24 protein-coding genes are annotated in these 22,925 nt (G+C 57.5%); 20 read left to right on the top strand and 4 right to left on the bottom strand.

The window, feature by feature from the left end:
- Window positions 1–22 precede the first annotated feature (22 nt).
- The 7 genes from ABI171_RS00720 to ABI171_RS00690 all read left to right on the top strand — a co-directional run bounded on the left by ABI171_RS00720 (window position 23) and on the right by ABI171_RS00690 (window position 3,767).
- A complete protein-coding gene (locus ABI171_RS00720; protein ID WP_348090708.1) occupies window positions 23–1,015 on the top strand; it encodes a major capsid protein in 993 nt (330 codons plus the stop codon).
- Window position 1,016: 1 nt separating this feature from the next.
- Window positions 1,017–1,340: a hypothetical protein gene (locus tag ABI171_RS00715; RefSeq protein ID WP_348090707.1), complete on the top strand. Its 324-nt coding sequence runs from the start codon at window positions 1,017–1,019 to the stop codon at window positions 1,338–1,340.
- 7 nt (window positions 1,341–1,347) lie between these two features.
- Entirely contained in the window at window positions 1,348–1,779 is a 432-nt protein-coding gene (locus ABI171_RS00710) for a DUF1320 domain-containing protein (protein WP_348090706.1), read from the top strand.
- Window positions 1,772–2,233, top strand: a complete 462-nt coding sequence (locus ABI171_RS00705; protein WP_348090705.1) for a Gp37 family protein — start codon at window positions 1,772–1,774, stop codon at window positions 2,231–2,233. Before ABI171_RS00710 ends, ABI171_RS00705 begins: the two co-directional genes overlap by 8 nt.
- 84 nt (window positions 2,234–2,317) lie before the next feature.
- On the top strand, window positions 2,318–2,491 hold the full coding sequence (locus tag ABI171_RS00700) for a hypothetical protein (protein WP_348090704.1): 174 nt from the start codon (window positions 2,318–2,320) through the stop codon (window positions 2,489–2,491).
- On the top strand, window positions 2,488–3,258 hold the full coding sequence (locus tag ABI171_RS00695; protein WP_348090703.1) for a hypothetical protein: 771 nt from the start codon (window positions 2,488–2,490) through the stop codon (window positions 3,256–3,258). The genes ABI171_RS00700 and ABI171_RS00695 overlap by 4 nt, the downstream gene beginning before the upstream one ends.
- 14 nt (window positions 3,259–3,272) lie before the next feature.
- Complete coding sequence (locus tag ABI171_RS00690; protein ID WP_348099201.1) at window positions 3,273–3,767, top strand: DUF6631 family protein; 495 nt, start codon at window positions 3,273–3,275, stop codon at window positions 3,765–3,767.
- Between the two features lie 20 nt (window positions 3,768–3,787).
- On the opposite strand, the gene ABI171_RS00685 is transcribed toward ABI171_RS00690, so the two are convergent.
- Window positions 3,788–3,913 carry a hypothetical protein gene (locus tag ABI171_RS00685; protein ID WP_348090701.1) on the bottom strand — a complete coding sequence of 42 codons (126 nt, stop codon included), beginning with the start codon at window positions 3,911–3,913 and terminating at the stop codon, window positions 3,788–3,790.
- Between the two features lie 44 nt (window positions 3,914–3,957).
- On the opposite strand from ABI171_RS00685, the gene ABI171_RS00680 reads away from it, so the two are divergent.
- The 11 genes from ABI171_RS00680 to ABI171_RS00630 all read left to right on the top strand — a co-directional run bounded on the left by ABI171_RS00680 (window position 3,958) and on the right by ABI171_RS00630 (window position 16,180).
- Window positions 3,958–7,059 (top strand): phage tail length tape measure family protein, encoded by a 3,102-nt coding sequence (locus ABI171_RS00680; protein ID WP_348090700.1) that lies wholly within the window; start codon window positions 3,958–3,960, stop codon window positions 7,057–7,059.
- 4 nt (window positions 7,060–7,063) lie between these two features.
- Complete coding sequence (locus tag ABI171_RS00675; RefSeq protein WP_348090699.1) at window positions 7,064–7,912, top strand: hypothetical protein; 849 nt, start codon at window positions 7,064–7,066, stop codon at window positions 7,910–7,912.
- Window positions 7,912–8,841 (top strand): hypothetical protein, encoded by a 930-nt coding sequence (locus ABI171_RS00670; RefSeq protein ID WP_348090698.1) that lies wholly within the window; start codon window positions 7,912–7,914, stop codon window positions 8,839–8,841. Before ABI171_RS00675 ends, ABI171_RS00670 begins: the two co-directional genes overlap by 1 nt.
- A gap of 2 nt (window positions 8,842–8,843) precedes the next feature.
- Entirely contained in the window at window positions 8,844–10,544 is a 1,701-nt protein-coding gene (locus tag ABI171_RS00665) for a hypothetical protein (RefSeq protein WP_348090697.1), read from the top strand.
- On the top strand, window positions 10,534–11,349 hold the full coding sequence (locus tag ABI171_RS00660) for a phage BR0599 family protein (RefSeq protein WP_348090696.1): 816 nt from the start codon (window positions 10,534–10,536) through the stop codon (window positions 11,347–11,349). Before ABI171_RS00665 ends, ABI171_RS00660 begins: the two co-directional genes overlap by 11 nt.
- 13 nt (window positions 11,350–11,362) lie before the next feature.
- The gene (locus ABI171_RS00655) at window positions 11,363–11,578 is read left to right on the top strand and encodes a hypothetical protein (protein ID WP_348090695.1); all 216 of its coding nucleotides are present in this window, start codon (window positions 11,363–11,365) and stop codon (window positions 11,576–11,578) included.
- Between the two features lie 14 nt (window positions 11,579–11,592).
- Window positions 11,593–11,832 (top strand): hypothetical protein, encoded by a 240-nt coding sequence (locus ABI171_RS00650; RefSeq protein ID WP_348099200.1) that lies wholly within the window; start codon window positions 11,593–11,595, stop codon window positions 11,830–11,832.
- Window positions 11,825–14,029: a phage tail protein gene (locus ABI171_RS00645; RefSeq protein ID WP_348090693.1), complete on the top strand. Its 2,205-nt coding sequence runs from the start codon at window positions 11,825–11,827 to the stop codon at window positions 14,027–14,029. The genes ABI171_RS00650 and ABI171_RS00645 overlap by 8 nt, the downstream gene beginning before the upstream one ends.
- Window positions 14,026–15,090, top strand: coding sequence for a DUF2793 domain-containing protein (locus ABI171_RS00640; protein WP_348090692.1), 1,065 nt, complete (start codon window positions 14,026–14,028; stop codon window positions 15,088–15,090). Before ABI171_RS00645 ends, ABI171_RS00640 begins: the two co-directional genes overlap by 4 nt.
- Window positions 15,091–15,225: 135 nt before the next feature.
- The gene (locus tag ABI171_RS00635) at window positions 15,226–15,441 is read left to right on the top strand and encodes a Com family DNA-binding transcriptional regulator (protein WP_348090691.1); all 216 of its coding nucleotides are present in this window, start codon (window positions 15,226–15,228) and stop codon (window positions 15,439–15,441) included.
- Window positions 15,386–16,180: a DNA adenine methylase gene (locus tag ABI171_RS00630; protein ID WP_348090690.1), complete on the top strand. Its 795-nt coding sequence runs from the start codon at window positions 15,386–15,388 to the stop codon at window positions 16,178–16,180. The genes ABI171_RS00635 and ABI171_RS00630 overlap by 56 nt, the downstream gene beginning before the upstream one ends.
- A gap of 80 nt (window positions 16,181–16,260) precedes the next feature.
- Here the strand turns inward: ABI171_RS00630 and ABI171_RS00625 are convergent, their stop codons facing one another.
- Genes ABI171_RS00625 through ABI171_RS00615 form a run of 3 tightly spaced genes read right to left on the bottom strand, consistent with a single transcriptional unit; the run spans window position 16,261 to window position 21,763 of the window.
- Window positions 16,261–16,944, bottom strand: a complete 684-nt coding sequence (locus ABI171_RS00625; protein ID WP_348090689.1) for a hypothetical protein — start codon at window positions 16,942–16,944, stop codon at window positions 16,261–16,263.
- Complete coding sequence (locus ABI171_RS00620; protein WP_348090688.1) at window positions 16,944–19,250, bottom strand: M23 family metallopeptidase; 2,307 nt, start codon at window positions 19,248–19,250, stop codon at window positions 16,944–16,946. Before ABI171_RS00620 ends, ABI171_RS00625 begins: the two co-directional genes overlap by 1 nt.
- A 23-nt stretch (window positions 19,251–19,273) precedes the next feature.
- Window positions 19,274–21,763: a type VI secretion system Vgr family protein gene (locus tag ABI171_RS00615; RefSeq protein ID WP_348090687.1), complete on the bottom strand. Its 2,490-nt coding sequence runs from the start codon at window positions 21,761–21,763 to the stop codon at window positions 19,274–19,276.
- Between the two features lie 293 nt (window positions 21,764–22,056).
- Here ABI171_RS00615 and ABI171_RS00610 point away from each other — a divergent pair, with 293 nt between their 5' ends.
- Both ABI171_RS00610 and ABI171_RS00605 read left to right on the top strand, forming a co-directional pair.
- The gene (locus ABI171_RS00610; RefSeq protein WP_348090722.1) at window positions 22,057–22,722 is read left to right on the top strand and encodes an epoxyqueuosine reductase QueH; all 666 of its coding nucleotides are present in this window, start codon (window positions 22,057–22,059) and stop codon (window positions 22,720–22,722) included.
- Window positions 22,719–22,922 carry a hypothetical protein gene (locus ABI171_RS00605; protein WP_348090686.1) on the top strand — a complete coding sequence of 68 codons (204 nt, stop codon included), beginning with the start codon at window positions 22,719–22,721 and terminating at the stop codon, window positions 22,920–22,922. The genes ABI171_RS00610 and ABI171_RS00605 overlap by 4 nt, the downstream gene beginning before the upstream one ends.
- The last annotated feature ends 3 nt before the right edge of the window (window positions 22,923–22,925 follow it).

The raw sequence follows: 22,925 nt of genomic DNA, 5'->3' as shown, positions 1-22,925 counted from the left end.
CCCTCTTTTCTCTGGAGATACCATGAATCTGCAAGACTTATTTACCGTCACCTCGTTGACGGACGCGATCAACAAGCTGCCCGTCGCGCCGAACAAAGCCGCTAAAACCGGATTGTTCCTCGAACGTGGCGTGACGACAACCAGCGTCGTCATCGAAAACCTGGACGGCCATCTGCGCCTGGTCCAAAGCGTCAGCCGCAACGCCGATCCGGTGCCGGTCAAGCTGGATAAGCGCAAGCGTCGTACCTTTGAGATCCCACACTTGCCGACCACCGCGCAGATCCTGCCGTCCGAAATTCAAAGCATTGCCTCCTTTGGTTCTGATTCTGCGCTCAATCCGGCCGCCAATCCGCAAGTCACCATCATCAACGACAAGCTGGCCGGGATGAAGTCGTGGCTGGACCAGACGCGCGAATGGCAGCGTATGGGTGGCATCGCCGGCCAGATCCTGGATGCTGACGGTTCCATCATCTATGACCTGTACGATGAATTCGGCATTACCAAAAAGGCCGGCAATATCAAATTCTCGGACAAGACCACGGATGTACGTGCCGAGCTGCTCAAGCGCAAACGCGCCATCGAGAAGGCGGCCCCCAGTCTGGTCATCACCGGCTGGAAAGCGTTTTGCGGTGCCGACTTCTTTGATGGTCTGACCGGTCACGATTCCGTCAAGGCAGCGTATGCCAATTGGGCAGCAGCCCAGGATCGTCTCGGTGGCGATTTACGTTCCGGCTTCCGGTATGCCGATATCGACTTCGAAGAATACAACTGGACGATCTCCGGTCGGGATTTTGTGGCGCCGAACAAGTGCCGCCTGTTTCCTGTTGCACAAAACATGTTCCGGCTCTACAACGCGCCGGCCAACTACAACGAAACCGTCAACACCATCGGTCTGCCGTTTTACGCCAAGGCGGAAGAACGCAAGATGGGTAAAGGCTGGGATCTGGAAGCGCAGTCCAACCCGCTGGCCATGTGCCTGTACCCGGAAACCCTGGACGAACTGACCGGGAACTGACATGGACAACCAGCACAAACAAATCGCGGGTTACCGCGACCTGTCGCAAGGCGAGATCGACTTGATGAACCGCATCAAGGCCAAGGGACGGGAGCTGCTGGAGTTGCAGGTTGAGTTGGCCGGCTTCCTGTCGACATCCGCCGAGGTGAAGCGCGTCGCAGCGGGTAACTCGAAGCATGCGCCAGAAGACGAGTCCACCGACGAATGCGTCGAATGGCGTCGTTTCCAGACGGCGGAACCGGGCCGTTGGGCGGCTATCGGCAAGACCGATATCCAGACCGGCGTGATGGCGCTGGTTCGCAGTATCGCTCAGCCGGCGTTCTGAGGTGATCATGCGCTACTGCACCCTCGCCGACATCCAGCAGGCCGTTCCTCTGGCCACGCTGATCGCGTTATCCAACGACGATCCGCGTGCCACAGCCATCGACTTGGTGGTGATCGAGCGTGCGGTGCGCAGTTCGGAAGAGATGGTCGACGCCAATCTGCGCGGCAGGTACTTGCTACCCCTGGCAACGGTGCCGACCGTGATCAACGATATCACCGTGGTGCTGACGCGTCACTGGCTGTATGCGCGCCGGCCGGAAGGACCGGAGTTGCCCAAGGCCGTCACCACGACGTTCACGGATGCCATGCAGTCGCTGGCCAATATCCGCGACGGCAAGCTGACCATCGGCATCCCGACTGGAGAAAAAGCCCCCGAACCCGGCAAATACAAGGTACGGGCTGGCGTGAAATGGTTCAATCGAAAGGACAGCCTTGAATAACGATGACGCCCGCACGTTGTCGATACTGGATGCGGTCATTGCCCAGCTGGCGCTGCGCATGCCCGATTTCACGGTCGAGTACTTCCCGGACAATCCGGCGACGTATCGCCTCAACAACCCGGTCGGCGCCTTGCTGGTGAGTTATCCCGGCAGTGCGTTTCAGGCGCAGCCGGGATCTGGCCAGAATGCGTCATCGCTGCCAAGCGCCGGCCGCCCGCAAAGTCGGCAGATGGGCATCGTGGTGACGGTGGTACTGCGGCAGCTGAACGGCCGCGAAGGTGCGATCGGCGTGCTGGACGATGTGCGCGACGCCTTGCGCGGTTTCAAGCCCCCCGGATGCCGCAGCGGTATTGCTTTTACACGAGAACGGTTTTTAGGACAGGTGGATGGGTTGTGGCAATACGCGCTCGATGCCGGCACCACCACCTGGGACGGCGCGCCTGGTCAAACGTAACACCCCCGGAGAGGGAACGCCGCCCGAGCCAGGCGTGACAGGCCGGAGAGTACGGCCTTGATATGAATTTCTTAAGGAATGGCAATGAAAGTCACGCTAAAACAGCCGCATGAGCATGCCGGCACCGCGTATCCAGCGGGCGCCGAGATCGACGTGAGCCAGCTCGACGCCGACTGGTTGGTGAAACAGAACATGATCGAGGCTGGCAAGCAGCCGGTAAATAAAACTGATGGTAATCCAACGGAGGTGTTGAAATGAGTGCAGATGACAGCCGCTATTTTTCGTTCCAGGGAAAGGTCTACCTGGGCCAGCGCCAAAGCAACGGCAAGCCAGGCGTATTGGCCTGGGTCAATGATTCGGCGGTGCTGGACATCCAGCTGCAGTCGACGGTCGACGAAAAGACCGAAAGCTATAGCGGCAATCGCTTAGTTGCCGCCCGTGTGTCGAAAGGCAAAAAGGCGAACATTACGCTAGAGCTGGAAACCATCGGCCTCTCCGGCTTGGCCCTGGCGCTGTATGGCAGCGTCAACACCATTGCCCCTGGTACAGTCACTGCCGAACAGTTTCCCACCCTGGTTGCCGTTGGCGACACTATCATGCTCGACAAGCCGGGCGTGACTAATCTGGTCATTACCGACAGCACCGCCACGCCTAAAACCCTGGTGCAGGATACCGACTACCGTATCGACAGCCCGGGCAATGGCCTGGTTAAAATTCTCGGTATCGGCACTTATACGCAACCGCTGAAAGCCGCGTATAGCTATGCCGGCGGCATCAACCTGGCGATGTTCACCCAGCCGACGCCGGAACGCTACCTGGTCTTGGACGGCATCAACACGGTGACCAATGAGCGCGTGCGGACCAGCCTGTTTCGCGTCCAGTTCGACCCGACCGACTCGCTGCCGTTGATCAATGACGGTTTCGCCAAGCTGACCTTGAAAGGCAGCGTGCTGTATGACACCGTCAACGCCAGCAATGCCAGTCTCGGCGGTTTTGGTCGTATGGAAATGCCGGCGCAGACCTGATCATGGCAAAAATCATGCGACAGCCAAAGCCCAAGGCTGACAAGGGCGCCGATCTGGATGTACTGCATCCGAATCGGGAAGCAGTCATTGCCGGGCGCAAAGTCACTCTGCGTGAATACGGCTTTGTGGAAGGCTTGCGCCTGCGCCCGCTCACGAAGCCGTTCACGGACGATCTCTACGCGGTGTTCTTCAATGGCATCGTTCCCGACTATGAGCAGGTGCTGGACATCATCGGCCGCCACGCCGATACGGTCATGGAGCTGGCGGCGAAGTCGGCTGACGTCGAGGTCGAGTGGGTGCGCACGCTTTCGCACGCGGATGGAGACTTGTTGTTGCTGTTGTGGTGGGGAGCCAACAGCCATTTTTTTATCCAGAACCTGCTCAGGAGAAGCGGCATCGAGCAGGAGGTAGCGCGGTTACAGCGCCTCGCTGGGGCGACGTCTACGCCACACTCATTGCCCACCACCACGACCCAGAGCAGCTCGGCCACTACACCCAGCGCCAGCTAAACCTGTTTTACCAGTGCGCGCTACGGCGTGAGCTGCGCGGGCGCATCGAACGGATCGAGGATGTCAATACCGGCTTTGCCGGCGGCGAGGATGCCGACAAACGTATCAAGAAACTCTACGACATCCTGGACGATTGAACCACCCACTACCCGCCATCGCGGGTAGCTTTGCAAGAGAACCAACACCTACCATGAGCAACGGCAATCTTGAACTGGCGCTACGGATCAAAGCTGATGTTGGCCAGGCACCGGCGGCGTTGGCTACCGTCACCAAAAGCGTCGATACGCTGGGCGCTGCCACCGATAACGTGACGCGTGCCAGCCGTGCGGCCGCCGCTTCGCAGGATACTTGGGCCAAAGCCACAGCGCAGGCAGATCAGAACACCGGTAAATATCTGCAAAAGCTGCAATTGCAGTATGACGTGCTGGGTAAAAACCGGTCCGAACTGGAAGCCATGCGGGCCAAGCAAGCCGGCTTGACCGCTGAAGAGCAGAAAGCGGCGGCAGCGATCGGCGCCAAGATTGACGCCTGGCACCGTGACGAAGATGCAGCCAAGGCGGCAGCCCGGGCTGAAGAGCTGGCGCTGAGTGCTGCCTCCGGTCACGGCGCTGCAGCGTCGGACTCCATGAAGAAGCTGGGGATCGAGACCGTCGGGGCGCGCCGCGAGTTGATGGTGATCGCCCATGAGGCGATATCGGGTAATTTCTCTCGTATCCCTGGTTCGATGATGGTGCTGGCTGAGCGCACCGACATATCCCGCGTCGCAATGGGCTTGCTGCTGAACCCAGTGACGATAGCAGCGGCGGCCATTGGCACGCTGGCGGTTGCCTATATACAGGGGGCACAGGATGCCAAGGCGTTTAATCTGGCGATCCAGGCCACCGGCAACTATGCTGGAGTGACCGCTGGCCAGCTCGACGAGATGGCCGTGCAAGCCAATGCCGCCAGTGGCGTCGGTCTCGGCAATGCCCGTGCCATCGCCCAAGGTATGGTCGCCTCCGGCCAGCTAGGCCGCGACACTATCGGCAACCTGACCAACGCAGTCAAAGCGTTTGCGCTGGCCACCGGCCAGGACGTCGACCATGCCACCGCCGATCTGATGCGGTTGTTCAAAGATCCGGCCAAGGGCGCAGAGGAGTTGAATAAAAGCCTGCATTTCCTGATCTGGGAGGATCTGGAATACATCCGCACGCTGCAGGAGCAAGGCCGCACCGAAGAAGCCCAGCTGGTGCTGTCGCAAAAACTGGCCGAGCATACCAAGGCGCTCACCGGCAACGTCGCCGGGCTGGCTGCGATGTGGAAAGAGGTGGCGACAGCAGCGTCGCAGGCATGGGCACAGATGACAAAAACCTTATCCGGTAACCGGACCAAGGAAGACATGCTGGGTTTCGACAAGCTGGAGCTGCGCGACCTGGATAGCTTTGCCGGTGACGATAAAGCCAAAATCAAGCTGACGGCCGGCCGCCGCAAGGAGTTACAGGACAAAATTGCCGCCGGCGAAGCAGAGATTGCCTCCGAGCGCCAGGTAGCTGCCAGCAAGGCCGACGGAATCAAGGCCGACGAAAAGCGCATTGCCGTTGGCGAAGCGTATAAAAAGGTGGCCGAAGCCAATATCACCCGTGAGCAGCAACGCAAGACCGAGATCGAAGCGCTGGACAAAGCAGTCGTGGAAGGGATCATCAACCAGGCGGAGTACAACCGGCAAGTCGAACTCACTAATGCGCGTTACGCCACCAAATCGCCCAGAACCAAGTCGGACCCTGTGGAATCGGCGTTTATGCGCGAGAAGCTGGAATTATCTAAGGCCATCGCCAGTGAACAAACCAAGATCAACAACCTCGACGCCGGCCAGGCTGCCGGTGAGAATTTGCGGGCGGCCGCCCTTGGCGAATGGCTGAAGTTCAGCAAGGAAGGCGCCAAGCTCCTGCCCGCGCAAGTGCAGCAGCTGCAGGCGCTGGCGGCACAAGCGGACAATCTCGACAAGGTTTTACGTGATAAAACCAACGTCGCCCAAATCAACAAGCGCATTCCCGATGAATTGGCGGCGTTGAACGAGCAGCTGCTGCAGGCGACCGGCCGCAGTGCCGAAGCGGCCGCAGCCAAGATCGAGCAGCGTTTTAAAAAGCTGCGTGCGGATCTCGCCGTCACCACCAATCCATCGGTCGACAAGGACGGCACGCTGATAAAGCTGGCGGATCTGGAGACGATTGAGAAGGCCAAGGTAGCACTGGCCGACCTGCAGCAGCAGGTCCAGCAGATCTTCGGCGACCAGACCCGTGGCGAAAAAACTATCCAGCTCAACGTGCTGACCGGTCTCATTAGTGAGATCGAAGCGCGCAGGCAAGTCGTGGCGCTGCACAAGAGTACGGCTGAGCAAGTCGACGCGCTAATCCCGAAAATGGATGAACTGGCCAGTATTACCCGCGATCCAAAGTTGGCCGATGGCGTCGCCAACCTCAAAATCCAGACCGCGCAGCTACGCGTGGCCACCAACGAATTCGGCGCGGCCTTTAGCAAAAGTTTTGAGTCCGGCTTTGCCAATGCCCTGGACGGCCTGGTTAATCGCACCAAATCCCTTGGCGACGCAGTGCGGGGCTTGCTGTCTGACCTAGTCAAAGGAATGGCGAACTGGGCGGCGGGACAGTTGGCCAGCCAGGCGACGACGGGTGTTATGCAGTTGATCGGTGGCGCTGCAGGTGGCGATGCGGGTGGCGCGGCCGGTAATACTGCGGTCGCTGCCAGCACGGGTGCGGCGTCCGCCGCAATGACCGGCGCAGCAGCTGCGGCGACGGCCTTGACTGCTGCCTTGTCGGCTGCGACGGCTGCCGCCGGTGGGTCAGCTGCCAGTGGCGCTGCCGGCGGTGTGGCGTCGATGGCCGGTTCGCTTTTCTCGGACGGCGGTTATACCGGAGATGGCGGCAAATACGATCCTGCCGGCATCGTCCACGCGGGCGAACACGTGACCCGCTCGGAAGTGGTGCGCCAGCCAGGCGCCATGTCGTTTTTGAATAATTTCAATCGCTACGGCATGGCGGCTTTGTCTGGTCTCGCCGGTTACGCCGAGGGCGGTGTCGTCGGTATGTCGAGTATGGCGGCGCCTATTGCGCCGCGTGTCCAGATGGCGGCTAAGGGCAGCAGCAGCGCCAGCCCTGTGACGCTCAACCAGCGCGTGGTCGGCCTGCTGGACGACGACAGTATCGTCGATGCCTTGAAAGGCCCGAAAGGCGAACACCTGCTGGAAGTCGTTTTTAGCCGCAACCCCGGCAAATTCCGTTCTATTCTGAAAGCCTAACACCATGCCCAACGCCGTCGGCTTTGTCGATAACAGCACCATGCTGGCCCACTACAAGATGCTGGAAAAAATCCGCGATTTTACAAGCAGCAACGGCTGGACCGTGCTGCGCTATGACGCGGTATCGGCCAATCGTGAACTCATCCTGCAGGGACCAGGTTTATCTGGCGATCAGCAGATTTTTATCGGTTTCAGAACCTATCAGGATGTGGCCAGCGATTACTACAACCTGGTCGTGGCCGGATTTACCGGTTACGTCGCCGGCAATACTTTTGATACACAACCAGGCGCTGTTCTGTCCGGCATACCCGCGCACAACCAGCGTATCGACTACTGGCTGACTCTGAACGGCAATCGCATTGCGCTGGGCCTAAAAGTCGGCACGCCAGTCTATGAGCACGTGTATGCCGGTTACGGATTGACGCGCACCTTGCCGAGCCAATATCCATACCCCCTGGTCATCGGCGGTATGTTGAACGGTGTGCCGGCGGTGCGCTTTTCTGACACGGGTCACTCTTTTCCGTACCGGGGCACGCGCTCAGGCCAAACCGCCAACCTGCGTTTGCGCTTTAACAGCGGCGCCTGGCTGCAAACGGATACCTGGCCCTGGAACGCACCAGTACTGGCAGGCACCACGCAGCTGCGCGACACGGGCGCGAATTATCCGATTCTGCCGATCATCTTGATGGATGCCAACGGCATGTATTGCGAGCTGGACGGCATCTTTTACATCAGCGGCTTCGATAACGTGACAGAAAACACATTCATTATTGCCGGTATCAACTACGTGGTGCTGCAGGACGTCGGCCGCAATGGTTTTACCGATTACATCGCCATGAGATTGGACGCCTGATGCCTTATACCTCCGGAACCGCCAATGACTTGGGCGCTATCAAGAACGCCATCGTCAGCGCTTGCACCAGCAATGGCTGGACCGGCGCCGGCAATGTCGTCTATAAGGGGAATGTCTACGTCAACATCGCCGTGGTCGGCGCCTATTTGACCTTTCAGGCCGGCATCGGCATAGATGGCAACAATAACCTGACCGGTGCGCAGCCGGTGCCGGTTCGGATCGGACAGATAGGCAACATGGCCTTTACCGCGTTGACCTGGCCATTAAGTTATTTCATCCACGTCCAGGTCGACGAGATCTACCTGGTAATCAACTACAACGTCGACCAGTATCAGTGGGCAGCGTTCGGGCAATCGACGGTGCAAGGTCTACCTGGTACCGGCGTATGGTGCGCGGCGACATGCGCCGGCAATTTTTATATTCCTGGCTATATCTCCATCGCACCGGATAGCGGGAATAGCTATTATCCGTGCCCCGCATTTTTCTATTCCACCCAGGGAATTAACGGTGGCGTCGGGTCGGAAGATGGAAATTCATACGGTAATGCCTTTATTCATCACGGCTTAGATGCCAGAACTTGGTCCGGTGGCACCTATAACAACAACATTGCATCCGGCATCTATGGCGCCGGCGTGTTGCAAAAGGTATTACCCAATATTTGGAACAGCGAATCGAACCTGTTGCCGATTCAGGTCTGTATCCCGCGCACGTCGGGCAATAAGGTGTCACTGGTGGCGGACATGCAGCATAGCCGCTATCTGCGCATCGACAACTACGCGCCAGGTGACATCATCACGCTCGGCCCAGACCGTTGGAAAGTCTATCCCTGGTGGAAAAAAGTCAGTGCTTACCGCGACGGCACCACCACCAGCACCGGCATCGAGGGCACAGGCACGATGGGCTGGGCCATTCGCTACGACGGGCCATAAACATGGGCACTATTACTGCACAAGCGGTCCGCTCTCCCGCCGGTGGCATTGTCAATCCACATCTGACCAGCGCACTGTATAAATTCTCTGGGGTCGCGGGCTGGCCGCCTTATACGTCGCCGGTAACACGCCAGCAACAGATCGTCTTGACCCGCAATTTTCCGATTGGCGCCAACGGCCGCGCTATCACGGTCCAGAAAGCACGGTCCTATAGCGACGATTTTTATAATCGCATCCATATCCGGCCAGCCACCCTGGCGCTGGGCAACGTCGTATCCGCACAAATTGCTATCGTCCGAGTGTTTAACGCCTATTTCGTTGCTAAAACACTCAACGCCATTGATGGTCAGGGCACTGGACTGACGGTCATCGGCGCCGACGCGGTGCCGATGCTGTTCACGCCACTCAAGGATACCGCCTGGCAGGTCAGTATTACGCCGGATGGCCCGGCCGTACTGGATCAGGTGTTGTCCTGGCGCTTTGCAGGAGACACGGCGACCTTGCGTGTTACCGGCAACCGGATCACTGCCTGGACGCTGGCGCCGGATTGGGCTGACGGCATAGTAGAACGCCTGACCTGGCTGACCGACATCATGACTAGTCCGAACGGCACCGAACAACGGCGCGCTGACCGGCTTGCCCCGCGCCGGACGATGGAAGCCAAAATCATCGCGGAAGGCCGCGAACGCAAGCTGATGGACCTGATGCTGTTCGGCTGGAGCGCACGAATCTGGGCTTTGCCCATATGGATTGACCAGCAATGGCTGACGGTGGACGTTGCGCTCGGTGCGCAGATCATCGCTTGTGATACGACTGACCGCGACTTTCGTGCCGGCGGCCTGGCGCTCCTGCGCGGGGAAACGGCCTACGACTACGAGACCGTCGAAATCGCCGCAGCCACGCCGACCCAGCTGCAGCTGGTGCGTGGAACACAGCAAGCGTGGGCAATGGGCACACGGCTGTATCCCATGCGCAGCGCGCAATTGCTGACGCAACCGGAGCCGAAAAGGGTTACCGACCGGCTTTCTACCGTCGAGGTGCAATTTACGATGGTTGAGCCATGCGACTGGCCGGCGGTGATGCCGGGATCTCTATATCGCGGCTTGCCTGTACTGGAAACCCGGCCGGAAGAATCCGAGGATCTGACGGCCGCCTACCAGCGCCTGCTGCTGACGCTGGACAATGACACCGGCATCCCCGTACTGACCGACACGGCCGACCAGGCATTTACTGTCCAAGGCCATCGGTGGCTGCTGCAGGGGCGGCGGGAGCATGCCGCTTTCCGCAGTCTGTTGTACGCCCTCCGTGGGCGTCAGAAGGAACTCTGGTTACCTACTTTCGCCGACGATTTCACCTTAACGACAGTCGTCTCAGCGAACGACACCACGATGGACATTGAGTATGTCGGCTATACCCGGTTCGCCGCCGGCAAGCCTGGCCGACGCGATATCAGCATTGGGTTGACCGACGGCACCGTTCTGTATCGCCGTATCACGGGTGCCACCGAAATCAGCACGACCGTCGAGCGCCTGGCGATCGATGCCGTTCTCGGCCGCACAGTGGCCGTGTCCGACGTGCAGCGCATCTGCTACATGACGCTCTGCCGGCAGGACCAGGACGAAATCGAACTGCATCACGACACCGACAGCGACGGCGTGGCCAACGCACAGACGATTTTTAGGAGCACCAGGTATGACGCATGATCTGCGGGAGCGCAGCCGGGTTGACGGCCAGCCAGTGCGCCTGTATGACTTCCAGCGCGGCGTGCTGCGCTGGACCTACTGCAGCGCCGACCGGGATATCGTCTACGGTGGCTTGACGTACCTGGCAAAAGCCATCAGCGACGACGGCATCCGCCAAAGCGGCGAGACCAGCGCCGACGCCCTGACCATCACGGCGCCTTGGGATATCGAGGTGGTCCGCCCGTTTCGCGGCGTGCCGCCATCGGCCGAGATTGGCGTTACGGTGCGCGATATGCACTATGGCGAGACGGAGGCTGTCGTCAGCTGGGTCGGCAGCATTGCCACAGTGAAGCGGCCGGCACCGAACAAATGCGAGATCGTGTGCCAGTCGCTCTCAGCCAGCATGGACCGCTCCGGTTTGACCCTCAGCTGGTCGCGCAATTGCCCGTTTAACGTTTTTGACGCCAGCTGCAAGGCCGACCGCAATGGCTACAAGGTGGCCGCGACTGTGCAGGATCTGACAGGCGCGGCCATCAGCTCAGGCACGTTTGCATCCCGGCCTGATGGGTGGTTTTCTGGCGGTTACATCGAATGGGACATTGGCAGCGGCGAGATCGAGCGGCGCGGCATTGAGGACCATGCCGGCAGTACCTTGAACCTCCTGGGCGGCAGCGACGGCGTCAGCCTTGGCCTTGCTGTCACTGCCTATCCAGGCTGCAGCCGCGTGATCCAGGTATGCAACGACAAATTCAACAACGTACCCAACTACGGCGGCGTCTGGCATATGCCGGGTAAATCGCCATTCGACGGCACGCCCATCTTTTAGGAGAGTTTTTACTATGTGGATTCAACTGGCCATTCTGGTCGTCTCGTACATCCTGAGCGTGGCGCTGGCACCCAAGCCGGCCGTACCCAAAGCCGCTGCGTTCGAAGACTTTGATTTTCCGCAATCCACCGAGGGTACCGCACAGGCAGTGATCTTTGGCGACTGCTGGGTCGAGGACTGGATGGTACTGGGCGTCGGGAACTACCGGACATCGGAAATCAAAAAATGACAGACAATTTACCAATGCCTGATGATCTTCTGATTACATCTCGGCACATCTATACCGTCCCCGCCTGGAGCGGCGATATCGGCTTTTGTGCCCGTGGGGCGCGAGCCTGGTTCGCACGTCATGAGCTGGACTGGTCCGATTTTGTGTTGAATGGTCTGCCGGCGTCGGTACTGCTGGCCACCGACGATGCGCTGGCGCAGCAGGTCGTCGATCACGCGCTGGCAGAAGCAAGTCCGGAGGTGAACAATGGGTAAGCGCCGTTCCACCGTCGTCGGCTATCGGTATTACTTCGGCCTGCAGATGGGCGTTGGCCTGTGTGAGCATGATGAACTGGTCGAAATCAAGGTCGGCGACCGTTCCGCCTGGAGCGGCAGCGTCCTTGACAACGCCAGCATCGCCATCAACGCGCCCAATCTGTTCGGCGGCGATGACAAGGAAGGCGGCATTGTCGGCACACTGGACGTCATGATGGGCGCACCTACCCAGCCAGTCAATGCGCGACTGGCCGCCATGCTGGGCGGCCTGGTGCCAGCGTTTCGCGGCATCACTACCTGTTTCTTCGACGGGCTGATGTGCAGCATGTCGGCCTATCCGAAGCCGTGGAAGATGCGCTGGCGCCGGTCGCAGAAAGGCTGGGATGGCGCTACCTGGTACCCGGAGAAAGCGACTATCGTGCTGGCCGGCGGTGCCATAAAGGCGATGAATCCGGCGCATATCCTGTATCAGTGCTTAACCGACAGGCGCTGGGGACGCGGTTTGCCACGGGCGCGCCTCGATGATGCCGCCTTCCGGGCGGCGGCCGACAAGTGCTTTGTCGAGGGCTTTGGGCTGTGCCTGCGCTGGCGCCGGACGGATTCGCTGGCGAATTTCGTGCAATCCATCTTGAACCATGTGGGCGGCGCGCAATTTACCGACCGGACCACGGGCCTGATCAAACTGCGACTGATCCGGGATGACTACGACCCGGCCAGTTTGCCGCTGTTCACCTACGATTCCGGCCTGCTCGGTATCGATGACGATGACAGCGGCGCCCAGCCGGCCGGCACCAATGATGTGATCGTGAAATACATACGACCAGGCGACGGCAGCGACGGCCAAGTGCGCGTGCAAAATGGCGCTTCCATCCAGTCTACGGGAGCCATTGCCGGCACAACCACCGATTACCCAGGGATTCCGACGCCGGAGCTGGCGCTGCGCGTCGCCCAGCGTGATCTGCGTGCCGCCGCCGGCTTTGTAAAGCGGTTTAAAGTGCGCTTAGACAGGCGCGGTTACCAGGTCGAACCCGGCAGCGTCTTCCGCATCAGCGACCCACAACGCAATATCAGCAACATGGTGCTGCGCGCCGGCCGGATCGAGGACGGCGTGCTAACCAATGGCACCATCACGATCACGGCGTTGCAGGACGTCTTCGGCCTGCCGGCGACCAGCTATGTGGGCGTGCAGCCGCCTGGCTGGACGCCACCTGACACCAGCGCCCAAGCGGTCGTCAATCGCCGGCTGATGGAAGTGCCATATCGGGATCTGGCGCACCAGCTCGGAGCCGCCGACCTGGGCAGCCTGGCGCCGAGCGCAGGCTACCTGATGGCGATCGCTCAGCGGCCGACTGCCTTGTCTCTCAATTTTTCGTTACTGGACCGGGTTGGGTCCGGTGGCAACTTTATCGATCGCGGAACCGGTAGTTTTGCGTCGACGGCGCAGCTGGTCGCCGCTATCGGCCGCACGGACACGACGATCACGGTCGGCGCCGGCACCGATCTCCAGCAGGTGGGTGTCGGCAGCGCGGCGGTGATCGACGATGAAATCGTCCGCATAGACAGCATCAACGCGCTAACCGGTGCGATCACGCTTGGCCGTGGCTGCTGCGATACGGTGCCATTCGGCCATGCCGCTGGCGCCCGGATCTGGTTTTATGACGATGCCAACGGCGTCGACCAGACCGAATACACCACGGGCCTGGCGGTGCAAGTCAAGTTGCTGACCCGCACTGGTACGGCGTTGCTGCCTGAAACTCTGGCCGGTATCGACAGTTTAACGATGGTGCAGCGCCAATACCGGCCTTATCCGCCGGGTAATGTCCAGCTCAACGGCCAGCGCTATCCGTCGATCGTCAGCGGGCCGCTGACGGTCTCTTACAGCTTCCGTGACCGGGGACTGCAGGCCGACCAGCTGATCGACACCCTGCAGGGCAATATCGGCCCGGAAAGCGGCACCATCTATGTGATGCGGGTGTATAGCGGCGCCACCCTGAAACGGACCGTCACGGGGTTGACCGCTGCCAGCTGGACCTACCTGGACGTCGACGCGGCAGCCGACGGCTACCTGCAGACGGTGCGTCTGGTGCTGAGCGCCTCGCGCAATGGCGTCGATTCCCTGCAAAACCACGATGTTATGGTCGAGCGCCACGGTTTGGGTTTTGATCTTGGAGATTTATTAGGAGGAGCAACACCATGAGTTTAAGCAGTGGGCCGAATCTTGGCTTGTTAGAAAACGGGGCTTTCGGCGAACAGCATTACGCCGAATTGGTACGCCTGTGGCGCGGAGTAGATGGCCTGGTGCAAGCGACCGTCAAAAGCGCGACCACCACCGCGCCGCCGGCGTCGCCAACCAACGGTGACCGCTATCTGATCCCAGCCGCTGCTACCGGAGCCTGGGCCGGCCACACGAATCAGATTGTGCGCTGGACTGCGATGCTGGCCACGCCGGCATGGGAGTACTACGTGCCGCGTAAAGGCTGGGAAGTCGCTGTCGAGGACCAAGCTGACGCCAATGGGATGCCGGTGGTGTTGATGTATAACGCTACCGTCTGGGGCTATCCAGCGCAATCGCTGGGCAATATCAGTGGCCTGAAAATGATCTTTAACGGTACGACATCGATATCGCTCAGTACAGGTTCGGCCAACAGGCCGGCCGATAATGCATTGATGGCGGTGGCCACCGTGATTACCAAAGCATCCCTGGCGCTGACGGCCAATACGTTCTATCACGTTTACTTGTTTTTGAATGCCGGCGTGCCGGATATCGAGATTGTGACGACGCCGCCGGCGGTTCCCTACAACGGCACGGCTCGCGCCAAGACTGGCGATACATCAAGGCGTTACATCGGCAGCATTCGGACCACGACTGGCGGCAGCGTGATGAATTTCAATCACAACTCGGCCAACGGCGAAGTCATGTACCTGGTGGACGTGAATGACGCAAACCTGAAAGTCCTGCTGAACGGTGTGGCGACGGCGCCGACTGACGTTGATTGTTCGCTTGCCTGCCCAATAACCAGCCGGAAAGCCGCAGCCTTCCTTGAAAATGGGTCTTCAGTCGCCGGCAACGTTGCGTTCATCAGCAACACAGACGCCGGCGCAGATCCGGCTACCAGCATTCTTTGCTTTTTGCGTAATGCGCGCCAAATGTTGGGGCCAATCATGCTGACGGCCGCACAAAAATTCGCTTACAAAATGGGAGGTAGCGACACCAGCGGCTTGACGGTCTGGTTGACCGGTTACACCTACGAACGTTAAAAGACGCGGCGACGTATCAGGTGCAGTAACACCTGATACGACCCGCACCAGCAGACAGTACCTGCCAGCTTGGCCAAGGCCGCGCCACCTCCGGAGGCGGGACGAAGCCTAGCATAATTTGTAAAGGTTTTACAAATGCAGGAAATCCGCTGTGGCAGCTGCCATAAGAAACTCGGTGTCGGTGATTTCCGGCATCTATGCATCAAGTGTCCACGTTGCGGCACGATAAACGATTTGAGAGCCGAGAGCTCCTTACCAGAATGCCGCCGAGCATCTGCACCAGGAGTAGTAAAAGATGGACTCAATTCCGATCATCCCGTGGCTGGGAGGCAAACGCCGCCTCGCCGATAAACTCATACCGCTGTTTCCACCGCACGAATGCTATGTCGAGGTGTTCTGCGGTGGCGCCGCGCTGTATTTCCTGCGACCGATGCCGGCCAAGACCGAGGTGCTGAACGATATCAATGGCGACCTGGTCAATCTGTACCGGGTCGTCCAGCATCACCTCGAAGAGTTCGTGCGGCAGTTCAAGTGGGCCATCACCAGCCGCCAGATTTTTAAATGGCAGCAGTTGACCCGGGTCGAGACCCTAACCGACATCCAGCGGGCGGCCAGATTCTATTATCTGCAGCAGCACGCCTTCGGCGGCCGCGTCGACGGCCAGAGCTTCGGCACCGCCACGACGGGCCCGGCGATCAACCTCTGCAGGATCGAGGAAAGCCTGAGCGCAGCGCACATCCGCCTGGCGGGCACCTATGTCGAAAACCTGACCTGGCAGGACTGCATGACCAGGTATGACCGGCCGCACAGTTTCTTTTACCTTGATCCGCCGTACTGGCAGACTGAGGGTTATGGCGTGCCGTTTGGCTTTGAGCAGTATGAAGAGATGGCCAGCTTCATGCGTACCTGCAAAGGCAAGGTAATGGTCAGCATCAACGACCACCCTGACATTCGCCAGGTGTTCGCGGGCTTTCATATGATGGGGCTGGATATCAAGTATGCGGTGGCCAACAATCATGGCGCACCGCAAACCAGCAAGGAGTTGGTGATTTTGAACTGGGAGCCGGCGGCGCTGGGGGAGCTGTTTTAAATCGACTAACCAATGGCAGCGTTGCTGCTACCAAACAGAGTGCAGCAGCACTCTGTTTGCGACAGTTTCAGAAGGAATGTCTATTGATCTTTGGTATCACCGTCATCAATAAATTCGATGCGCTTCAACTGGTTGATCACTCGTTCCAATTTACGACTTAAAGGCCTGTCCAAATCGTCAACATCCGCAGATCCGCAGAACCCTTGATTTTTGCCAAACATGCAGAAATCCACGTTCCTACTAGACATAAAAACGACGTCACCCGGTTTCATATGATTCTTGGCGATAGCGATACCGTCCCAATTTTTTCCGCTAAAGCGGATGGCGCGCATCTGTATTTCTGGCGCGTCTTTTGTGATTTTAGTATTCTCAGCGGAAATACCTAAACTTCCAACAGTGGTTGTGTATAGCTTTCGGGTACTACTCAATTCGTCGTTGAACGCATCGTCGAGATAGCAGCGAAAATCATAGTAGCCAGAATCGCCATCAGGCTGTGCAAATTTAATTGGCGGCTTGTAATTCAAACTGATATAGCGTTTTTTTGAATCAAGAAATAGTCGTTCATTTTTTTGTAGCGCCATCTGCAACGGACACCCTCCAGGTTTAACCGCCGCAATACCTGGGCCGGTATAAATGTTCTCCCCAGTACTTACGAAATGAGGTTGAAGATGGCCCCCTATTTCTTTTTCACTAGCGAACGAATTAGCGCAGAGAAAGGCACCAAGTAACGCAATCAATACATAATTTGTCTTAAAAAAACTCATTACTGCTCTCTCCTTAAGTCGACGCCTTCAGGTATTTCTTTGAACGAGCCATCTCCATAAGAAAACTGTGGGAGATCAAATAGCACGGCTTGTGCAACCGAAAATGCTTGAAAACGCGCCTGTACACCATAAATACTGGTGAATTTATCACTTGGGCTACCAACATTGACCGTTGCGGCGACCTCTCCAAATGGTCGATGTTCATAATAGATGAACGACGCCCCCTTAGGACCGGCGACTGTCTTCCGGTCGTTGCTCCCAACTTTGTCAGCACTTTTTGCCGCACCGGACCATGCCCAATATGCACCAGCAGTATTGGTAAGGTCGTAATTAGGAAAAAGAGACGTCGCCGCTGGTTTCAAAATACCTTCCCGCCAATCAATCATTTCTTGCGGCACTTTGACTGCCGCATCCTGTAATCCCACATTGCTTCGCGTACTATTTGCCGTCTTTGCCGCTGCACTAAGTCGCGCCTTCAAATCTGCGTCAATACTTTTGCCTCTGAACTCCCAGTACCTGATGTAGTTGTTCGGCCAGGTCAATTGGAAGAATCCGCGTCCATCCCACGGATAGTAGCGTGCTGATGGCTCGCCATTGTCATTGTTGGACTCTCGGAATAAAGTAAGCCATTGCGTTTCTTGTAAAGCATTTCCATAAAAACTAGCAATGCGGGCCGGTGTTGTTACCCCAAATTTCCGGTTAGATTTGTTCAACTCAGTAATTCGAGAAAGCCACCGGGGGCTAGATAACGAAGGCGGATGAACTGGTTCGCTAACCCATCCATTTTTCGTGGTACGCAACGCAAACTTGGGAATAAGTTGTTCCAACTCTTTAGCACTCAGCCACCCACATTTTCTCAAGATTCGAATAAATTCGGCCGGATGAAAATGCCAGTCCGCTGCCTTGAATGCGGCAGGCAGCGCTTCGAATGCCATGATCTTGAGATGATCTTCAAATGCCAGCCAGCCCTCTATCGTACCGTCTGCCGTAGCTTCGGCTTCTTCCTTCAGGCACTGATAGCGCGTGACGATCGTATCCTTGTCCCACTCGTTCGGGAACTGACAGATCGTGCGCGCCAATTTGGGGAAGACCTCTGGCAATCCCAAGCGCATTGCCAATTTCTTATCATCGTTTTTGCTGTCAGGGTCACTAGGATCGACGATCAAGTCTTTGAGTTTGGCCGAATCGCAGCGCTGATCGTCCGGCTTGCTGTCATCGCCGTAGCAATTCCAGCCCATCATGGGCAAGAAATCGGCGTCACTGAATTTAAACGAACCGGGAGCGTTGAGGTCTGTCCAGACATCTTGACCATCGACCGTCTTGATCTGGCGCCAATGTGCCGCGTTGGCGGGCAAAGGGTCTTTGTCGGCAGCGCTGCGCCCCAGGTTACGGCCAAAGCGCAACAGTTCATACCAGCCGCTGGGGCTGCTGTCTGTAGCACCTGCGCCCGCCACGCTTTTGTGGCGGACATTGGCTTCGTCGTAAAGGCCGTATTCAAAATCTTTTTCTACGCCTGCTGTATTACCCTTGTTGCCGTCAATCGCGTAGGTAGTGAGTGTGCCTTGGCCATCGGTGTAATTGATTTCTACCCATTGTGCCGTACCAAGTGTCTTACTGCTTGTCGCGCTCAGATGACTGGTTGGCGCAGTAGTACTGATCGGTGTATCAGCTGGAAGATAGATATAGAGATTGCCAAATAGACTGTCGATCCGGCCATCCTTGGTGGGCGCTTGTTTCGGGTCTTGCCACAAAGGATCACGACCAATCAGTTTTTTCAGTTCATCCGCGCCACAAGAAATCGACATCTCCATTTCACCGGCGTGCCCGAATATTTCACCGGTTTCACCAAGGATATCTTTGCGATAAACCTGTTTATCATTGATGATCCCGAGCTGGATTCTGGAAAGATGCAGGTATGACGAATAAAATTTGATCTTGGTTGGCGTATCGCCATCCGCACCGATTTCTGTTTCATGCTCGATGATGATCATGCCGTTGTCGATCCAGCTGGCAGTGTCGCCGTAGGGATTGTAGGCTTGCGGATGATTGACATCGTCTACCTTCGGACGCGGCCGGTTGACGAACAAGACTTTACCATCGGCGATTGCTCGAACGGGGGTATAAGCTTGACTGTCCATCACCGGCGCTTGCAAATGCAGGCCGGTATGCCACATCAAGCTCTGGCTGACTGGAAAATTTCCTTCCGGCGTTTGCGTTGTCGATTCACGCGCAGCGACATTCTTCAATCCAGCGTCAAGGATGCTCGCGTCATCGGTACCGAACAGAAATGGGGGACTGATTAACATCGATGGATTCTCGCTTATGTGATTTAGGCAGACGGCTTAAATTTGGTTTTCAGTTCGCCGCGCTGGAAATTAGGCATTGGGTGCGACAAGGTTTGCGGCCCGGTCAGCGAGAAATCTGATTGGTGAATGATCCGCTGGCCGCTGGTCAAATCGGTAATGCCCGACGCATTGATCTTGACAGCAGACCCGCCGGCACCGATGGTGATTTCCTTCTTGGCCCAAATTTCAATGTTGTCGGTGGTGGAAATCAGACGCAGCACTTTTTCGGCAATGATGTCCAGATTGTCACTTTGCACCTGGATTTCGACCTTGCCTTTCGCTGCAAACAGCTTGATGCCGCCGTTATACACAAACAGGCTGAGCTTTTCCTTGATGCTGGCCACCAGGCTCTTGCCAACCGCCAGATTGGTGTCGGTGCCCGACGACAGCGTGATGTTTTCACCGCTATGGATGTGTGTGCTCTTGGGCGTGGTCAGGCCGATGCCGGCCGGCGATGCTACCAGCAGAACCGGTTCCTTGAAACGATTGGCCTGTTGCTGGTTTTCGCCCTTGTAGTTGTCTTGTGTCGCGTCAGTGAATTTTTTCAGCGACTCCTGGCCGTCCAGGGCTTCGGCGTTGGCTTTAACGCTCGTATCCGACAACGATTTGGTGAGATTCTGACCAGCTTCCAGTTGCTGATGAGCTTCCCGTACATCCAGCTGCGATCCTTGCGCGCCGGGGCGGCCGAAGGTGCTTATGTAAAGCCCTTGGTGAGTAGTAATGGCCCCAAATGCATCTGAATTCAGCGAGAACCCCGAACCGTAAAATGCCTGGCGGGTATTGCCTTGCTGCCCAACCAGATAACCCAGATTGAGCTGGGCGTTTGTATTACTGCTATAGAGCTGCACCCGGTTCTGGTTGGTATTGTCGTCCATCACTAACTGCGTGAAGCCCGACCCTTTATATTCCTTGGATTTATAGCCCGATAGTTTGCCATCGGTGTGCCAATCGGGCGTCTGCACACCGTTGTAGACCCGTCCGGTAATCAGCGGCCGGTCAGGATCTGAGCCTAGGAAGGTCACGACAACTTCCTGGCCTTTACGCGGCACATTGAGGGCGCCATAACCTCGCCCTGCGTTTGGATAGCTGACTCGCACCCAGCAAGACGCCTTCTCATCTCCCGGGTTCAAGCGGTTCCAGGGGAACAGAACCTTGACCCGGTTGAGGGAGTCCGTATAAATCTCTTCATTTTCTGGGCCGACAACCGTGGCGATCTGCGTGTGCATCACCGGCTTGTGATGTTCAAACGGGCTGCGGTATTCCACCGTCCGCCGCTGTACCTCGATGCTGTTGACGCAATAGCCGCCTGGTTCGTTGCTGATCTTGTCGCTGACCGCGGTCTGCTGCCTGGCATCGGCAATTTGCTGTTCCAGGCTGCCGGGGAAATGATTGACGGTCGTCGACAGCGGCAGGTTATTCTCGATGTACCAGTTCAGGCCGATGACAATGAACTGGCGGTCTTGATCGGCGTCCCGATCATGGTCCGTATGATCGGCCAGGCTGAACCAACAACCGACGCCGGCGGCGAGGCGAGAAACACTCGACCAGGCGAAGTAGCGCTTGGCCTGCGACTCCCAGGCTTCGACCTTGATCCTGGCCAGCTTGTCGCCACGGTCCCGTTCGAGGTACGTATATGGGCCGGTGTATTCGTACATTTCCAGCTGGTTCGGCACTGCCCCATGACCGTCGAGAATGTAGGTATTGGTGGTCTTGTTATTGTTGGGCGATTTGTAATCGTAAGTGACAGTCGATAGCTGCCTGCTAAGCAATTTGCGCTGACCGCCCCAGCGCGTGATCTTGTCGACTTCATCGTTGCCGCCGGCACGGTGGAAACGGATTTCTTCCGGCGCCAGCGGCTTCAACTGATGCACCGAATCGGTGATCACCAGCGTATGGCCTGAGCCATCCGGCTTCTGTTCGTGATAACTATACCAACCTTCTTCTTCCATCAAGCGCGCCGCGAAATTCCATGAATCTTCGTATTGCGTGCAATAGGAGCGCGACGGTCCGGGCCGTCTCAGATCGAATCGGTAATTGCCGCGTGCCTCGGCGTGCTGGTCAAATACATCGCTGAGGATGTCTTCCGTGGTCTTATCCTGCCAAGTGCGAGCATCCTGCCGGTACTGGAGAAAATGCAGCCAGGAAGAAAATGCCAATTGATAGACAGTGAACTGGCCATCGTGGCCGAGCATGCCGGCTTGGTGCGCATAGCCGTGAACCGGCAGATAGCTGCGCTTGTCGACCTGCTGGATCCACAACGTGACCGGCTTGGCGATCAGTTCCTTAAGTTCAATATCACTTTGCAGGGACAGCACATCCAAGGTGTAGGTGTACCCACGCCCCAGGCGGTCATGGGCAACAACGCGATGAGGCAGCAGGACATCGGCGCCGAGCGGTGTATCGAGTTTAAGAAGGCGGTTTTGCTGGCTGACTCCCGCGCGTATCGCTTCGAATGCTCTTTGTGGATTTTCCATAACGACCCAGCCTATTGGATGTAGTAATGGTTATTGTGCCACAAGTAATTATTGCCACACGGTTAACGATTTTTTACAAATGTAAGTAGAGCTATCCTGCTCAGACGAAAAAAATGCCCAGGCGGACATTTTTTCAGTGTTCAAACAAGAATTTGTGATTAATTTACTCTATGTGTAAATTATGACGACCCCATTTATCGCATTCTTTTAGCCACAATTATCGCGAGCCGCTTCAATTGAGAGTTCGCGCCGTTGTTTCGACTGTTACTTCTAATGCGGCGCATTTCTCAGGTATATCTGTCATGACCCAACGCCAGAAACTCGTGCTGCCGGGCGGGCACAATAAACTGCTGCTGCATTCCTGCTGCGCGCCGTGTTCGGGCGAAGTGATGGAAGCCTTGATCGCCAGCGAGATCGATTTTTCGATCTATTTCTATAATCCGAACATCCATCCGCAGCGCGAGTATGCCCTGCGCAAGGATGAAAACATCCGCTTCGCCGAACAGCACGGCATCCCGTTCATCGACGCCGATTACGACCTCGACAACTGGTTCGCCCGTGCCCAGGGCATGGAAGATGAACCGGAGCGCGGCAAGCGCTGCACCATGTGTTTCGACATGCGTTTTGAACGCAGCGCGCTGTATGCGCATGAACACGGCTTCCCGGTGATCAGCAGTTCGCTGGGGATTTCGCGCTGGAAGGACATGCAACAGATCAACGATTGCGGCGCCCGCGCGGCGACGCATTATCCCGGCATCACCTATTGGGATTACAACTGGCGCAAGCAGGGCGGTTCGGCGCGCATGATCGAAATCTCCAAGCGCGAAAATTTCTACCAGCAGGAATATTGCGGCTGCGTCTACTCGCTGCGCGACAGCAACCGCTGGCGCAAGGATCAGGGACGGGAACGGATCAAGATCTGCGAGAAGTACTACGGCCAGCCGGAGGAACAGAAATGACGAACAAAGACACTGCCCGACACTGGCTCGCCGTCGACGCCGTTGATAACCCGCCGCAGGCCAGGGCCGATCTGCTGGCCGGCATGGAAAAGCAGCTGGCCGATTTCATGCGCGGCGTGGCGCAGAGCGAGGAAATTTCGCCACCGCATCTGATGAGCGGACATCATGCCTGCCCGTGCTGCAGCGAGCGCGGCGAGTAAAGC

The organism is Collimonas sp. (assembly GCF_039923675.1).
Taxonomy (GTDB): domain Bacteria; phylum Pseudomonadota; class Gammaproteobacteria; order Burkholderiales; family Burkholderiaceae_D; genus Collimonas.
Note: the sequence above shows the minus strand (reverse complement) of the source record. Positions and strands in the feature narration are given on the sequence as shown.

What these genes read in the sequence shown, in the direction of transcription:
- ABI171_RS00640 (WP_348090692.1), top strand. Translation starts at nt 14,026, where the DNA reads ATGAGTTTAAGCAGTGGGCCGAATCTTGGCTTGTTAGAAAACGGGGCT.
- ABI171_RS00680 (WP_348090700.1), top strand. Translation starts at nt 3,958, where the DNA reads ATGAGCAACGGCAATCTTGAACTGGCGCTACGGATCAAAGCTGATGTT.
- ABI171_RS00605 (WP_348090686.1), top strand. Translation starts at nt 22,719, where the DNA reads ATGACGAACAAAGACACTGCCCGACACTGGCTCGCCGTCGACGCCGTT.
- ABI171_RS00710 (WP_348090706.1), top strand. Translation starts at nt 1,348, where the DNA reads ATGCGCTACTGCACCCTCGCCGACATCCAGCAGGCCGTTCCTCTGGCC.
- ABI171_RS00655 (WP_348090695.1), top strand. Translation starts at nt 11,363, where the DNA reads ATGTGGATTCAACTGGCCATTCTGGTCGTCTCGTACATCCTGAGCGTG.
- ABI171_RS00700 (WP_348090704.1), top strand. Translation starts at nt 2,318, where the DNA reads ATGAAAGTCACGCTAAAACAGCCGCATGAGCATGCCGGCACCGCGTAT.
- ABI171_RS00635 (WP_348090691.1), top strand. Translation starts at nt 15,226, where the DNA reads ATGCAGGAAATCCGCTGTGGCAGCTGCCATAAGAAACTCGGTGTCGGT.
- ABI171_RS00690 (WP_348099201.1), top strand. Translation starts at nt 3,273, where the DNA reads ATGCGACAGCCAAAGCCCAAGGCTGACAAGGGCGCCGATCTGGATGTA.
- ABI171_RS00665 (WP_348090697.1), top strand. Translation starts at nt 8,844, where the DNA reads ATGGGCACTATTACTGCACAAGCGGTCCGCTCTCCCGCCGGTGGCATT.
- ABI171_RS00630 (WP_348090690.1), top strand. Translation starts at nt 15,386, where the DNA reads ATGGACTCAATTCCGATCATCCCGTGGCTGGGAGGCAAACGCCGCCTC.
- ABI171_RS00650 (WP_348099200.1), top strand. Translation starts at nt 11,593, where the DNA reads ATGCCTGATGATCTTCTGATTACATCTCGGCACATCTATACCGTCCCC.
- ABI171_RS00620 (WP_348090688.1), bottom strand. Translation starts at nt 19,250, where the DNA reads ATGTTAATCAGTCCCCCATTTCTGTTCGGTACCGATGACGCGAGCATC.
- ABI171_RS00675 (WP_348090699.1), top strand. Translation starts at nt 7,064, where the DNA reads ATGCCCAACGCCGTCGGCTTTGTCGATAACAGCACCATGCTGGCCCAC.
- ABI171_RS00615 (WP_348090687.1), bottom strand. Translation starts at nt 21,763, where the DNA reads ATGGAAAATCCACAAAGAGCATTCGAAGCGATACGCGCGGGAGTCAGC.
- ABI171_RS00695 (WP_348090703.1), top strand. Translation starts at nt 2,488, where the DNA reads ATGAGTGCAGATGACAGCCGCTATTTTTCGTTCCAGGGAAAGGTCTAC.
- ABI171_RS00720 (WP_348090708.1), top strand. Translation starts at nt 23, where the DNA reads ATGAATCTGCAAGACTTATTTACCGTCACCTCGTTGACGGACGCGATC.
- ABI171_RS00660 (WP_348090696.1), top strand. Translation starts at nt 10,534, where the DNA reads ATGACGCATGATCTGCGGGAGCGCAGCCGGGTTGACGGCCAGCCAGTG.
- ABI171_RS00625 (WP_348090689.1), bottom strand. Translation starts at nt 16,944, where the DNA reads ATGAGTTTTTTTAAGACAAATTATGTATTGATTGCGTTACTTGGTGCC.
- ABI171_RS00645 (WP_348090693.1), top strand. Translation starts at nt 11,825, where the DNA reads ATGGGTAAGCGCCGTTCCACCGTCGTCGGCTATCGGTATTACTTCGGC.
- ABI171_RS00715 (WP_348090707.1), top strand. Translation starts at nt 1,017, where the DNA reads ATGGACAACCAGCACAAACAAATCGCGGGTTACCGCGACCTGTCGCAA.
- ABI171_RS00670 (WP_348090698.1), top strand. Translation starts at nt 7,912, where the DNA reads ATGCCTTATACCTCCGGAACCGCCAATGACTTGGGCGCTATCAAGAAC.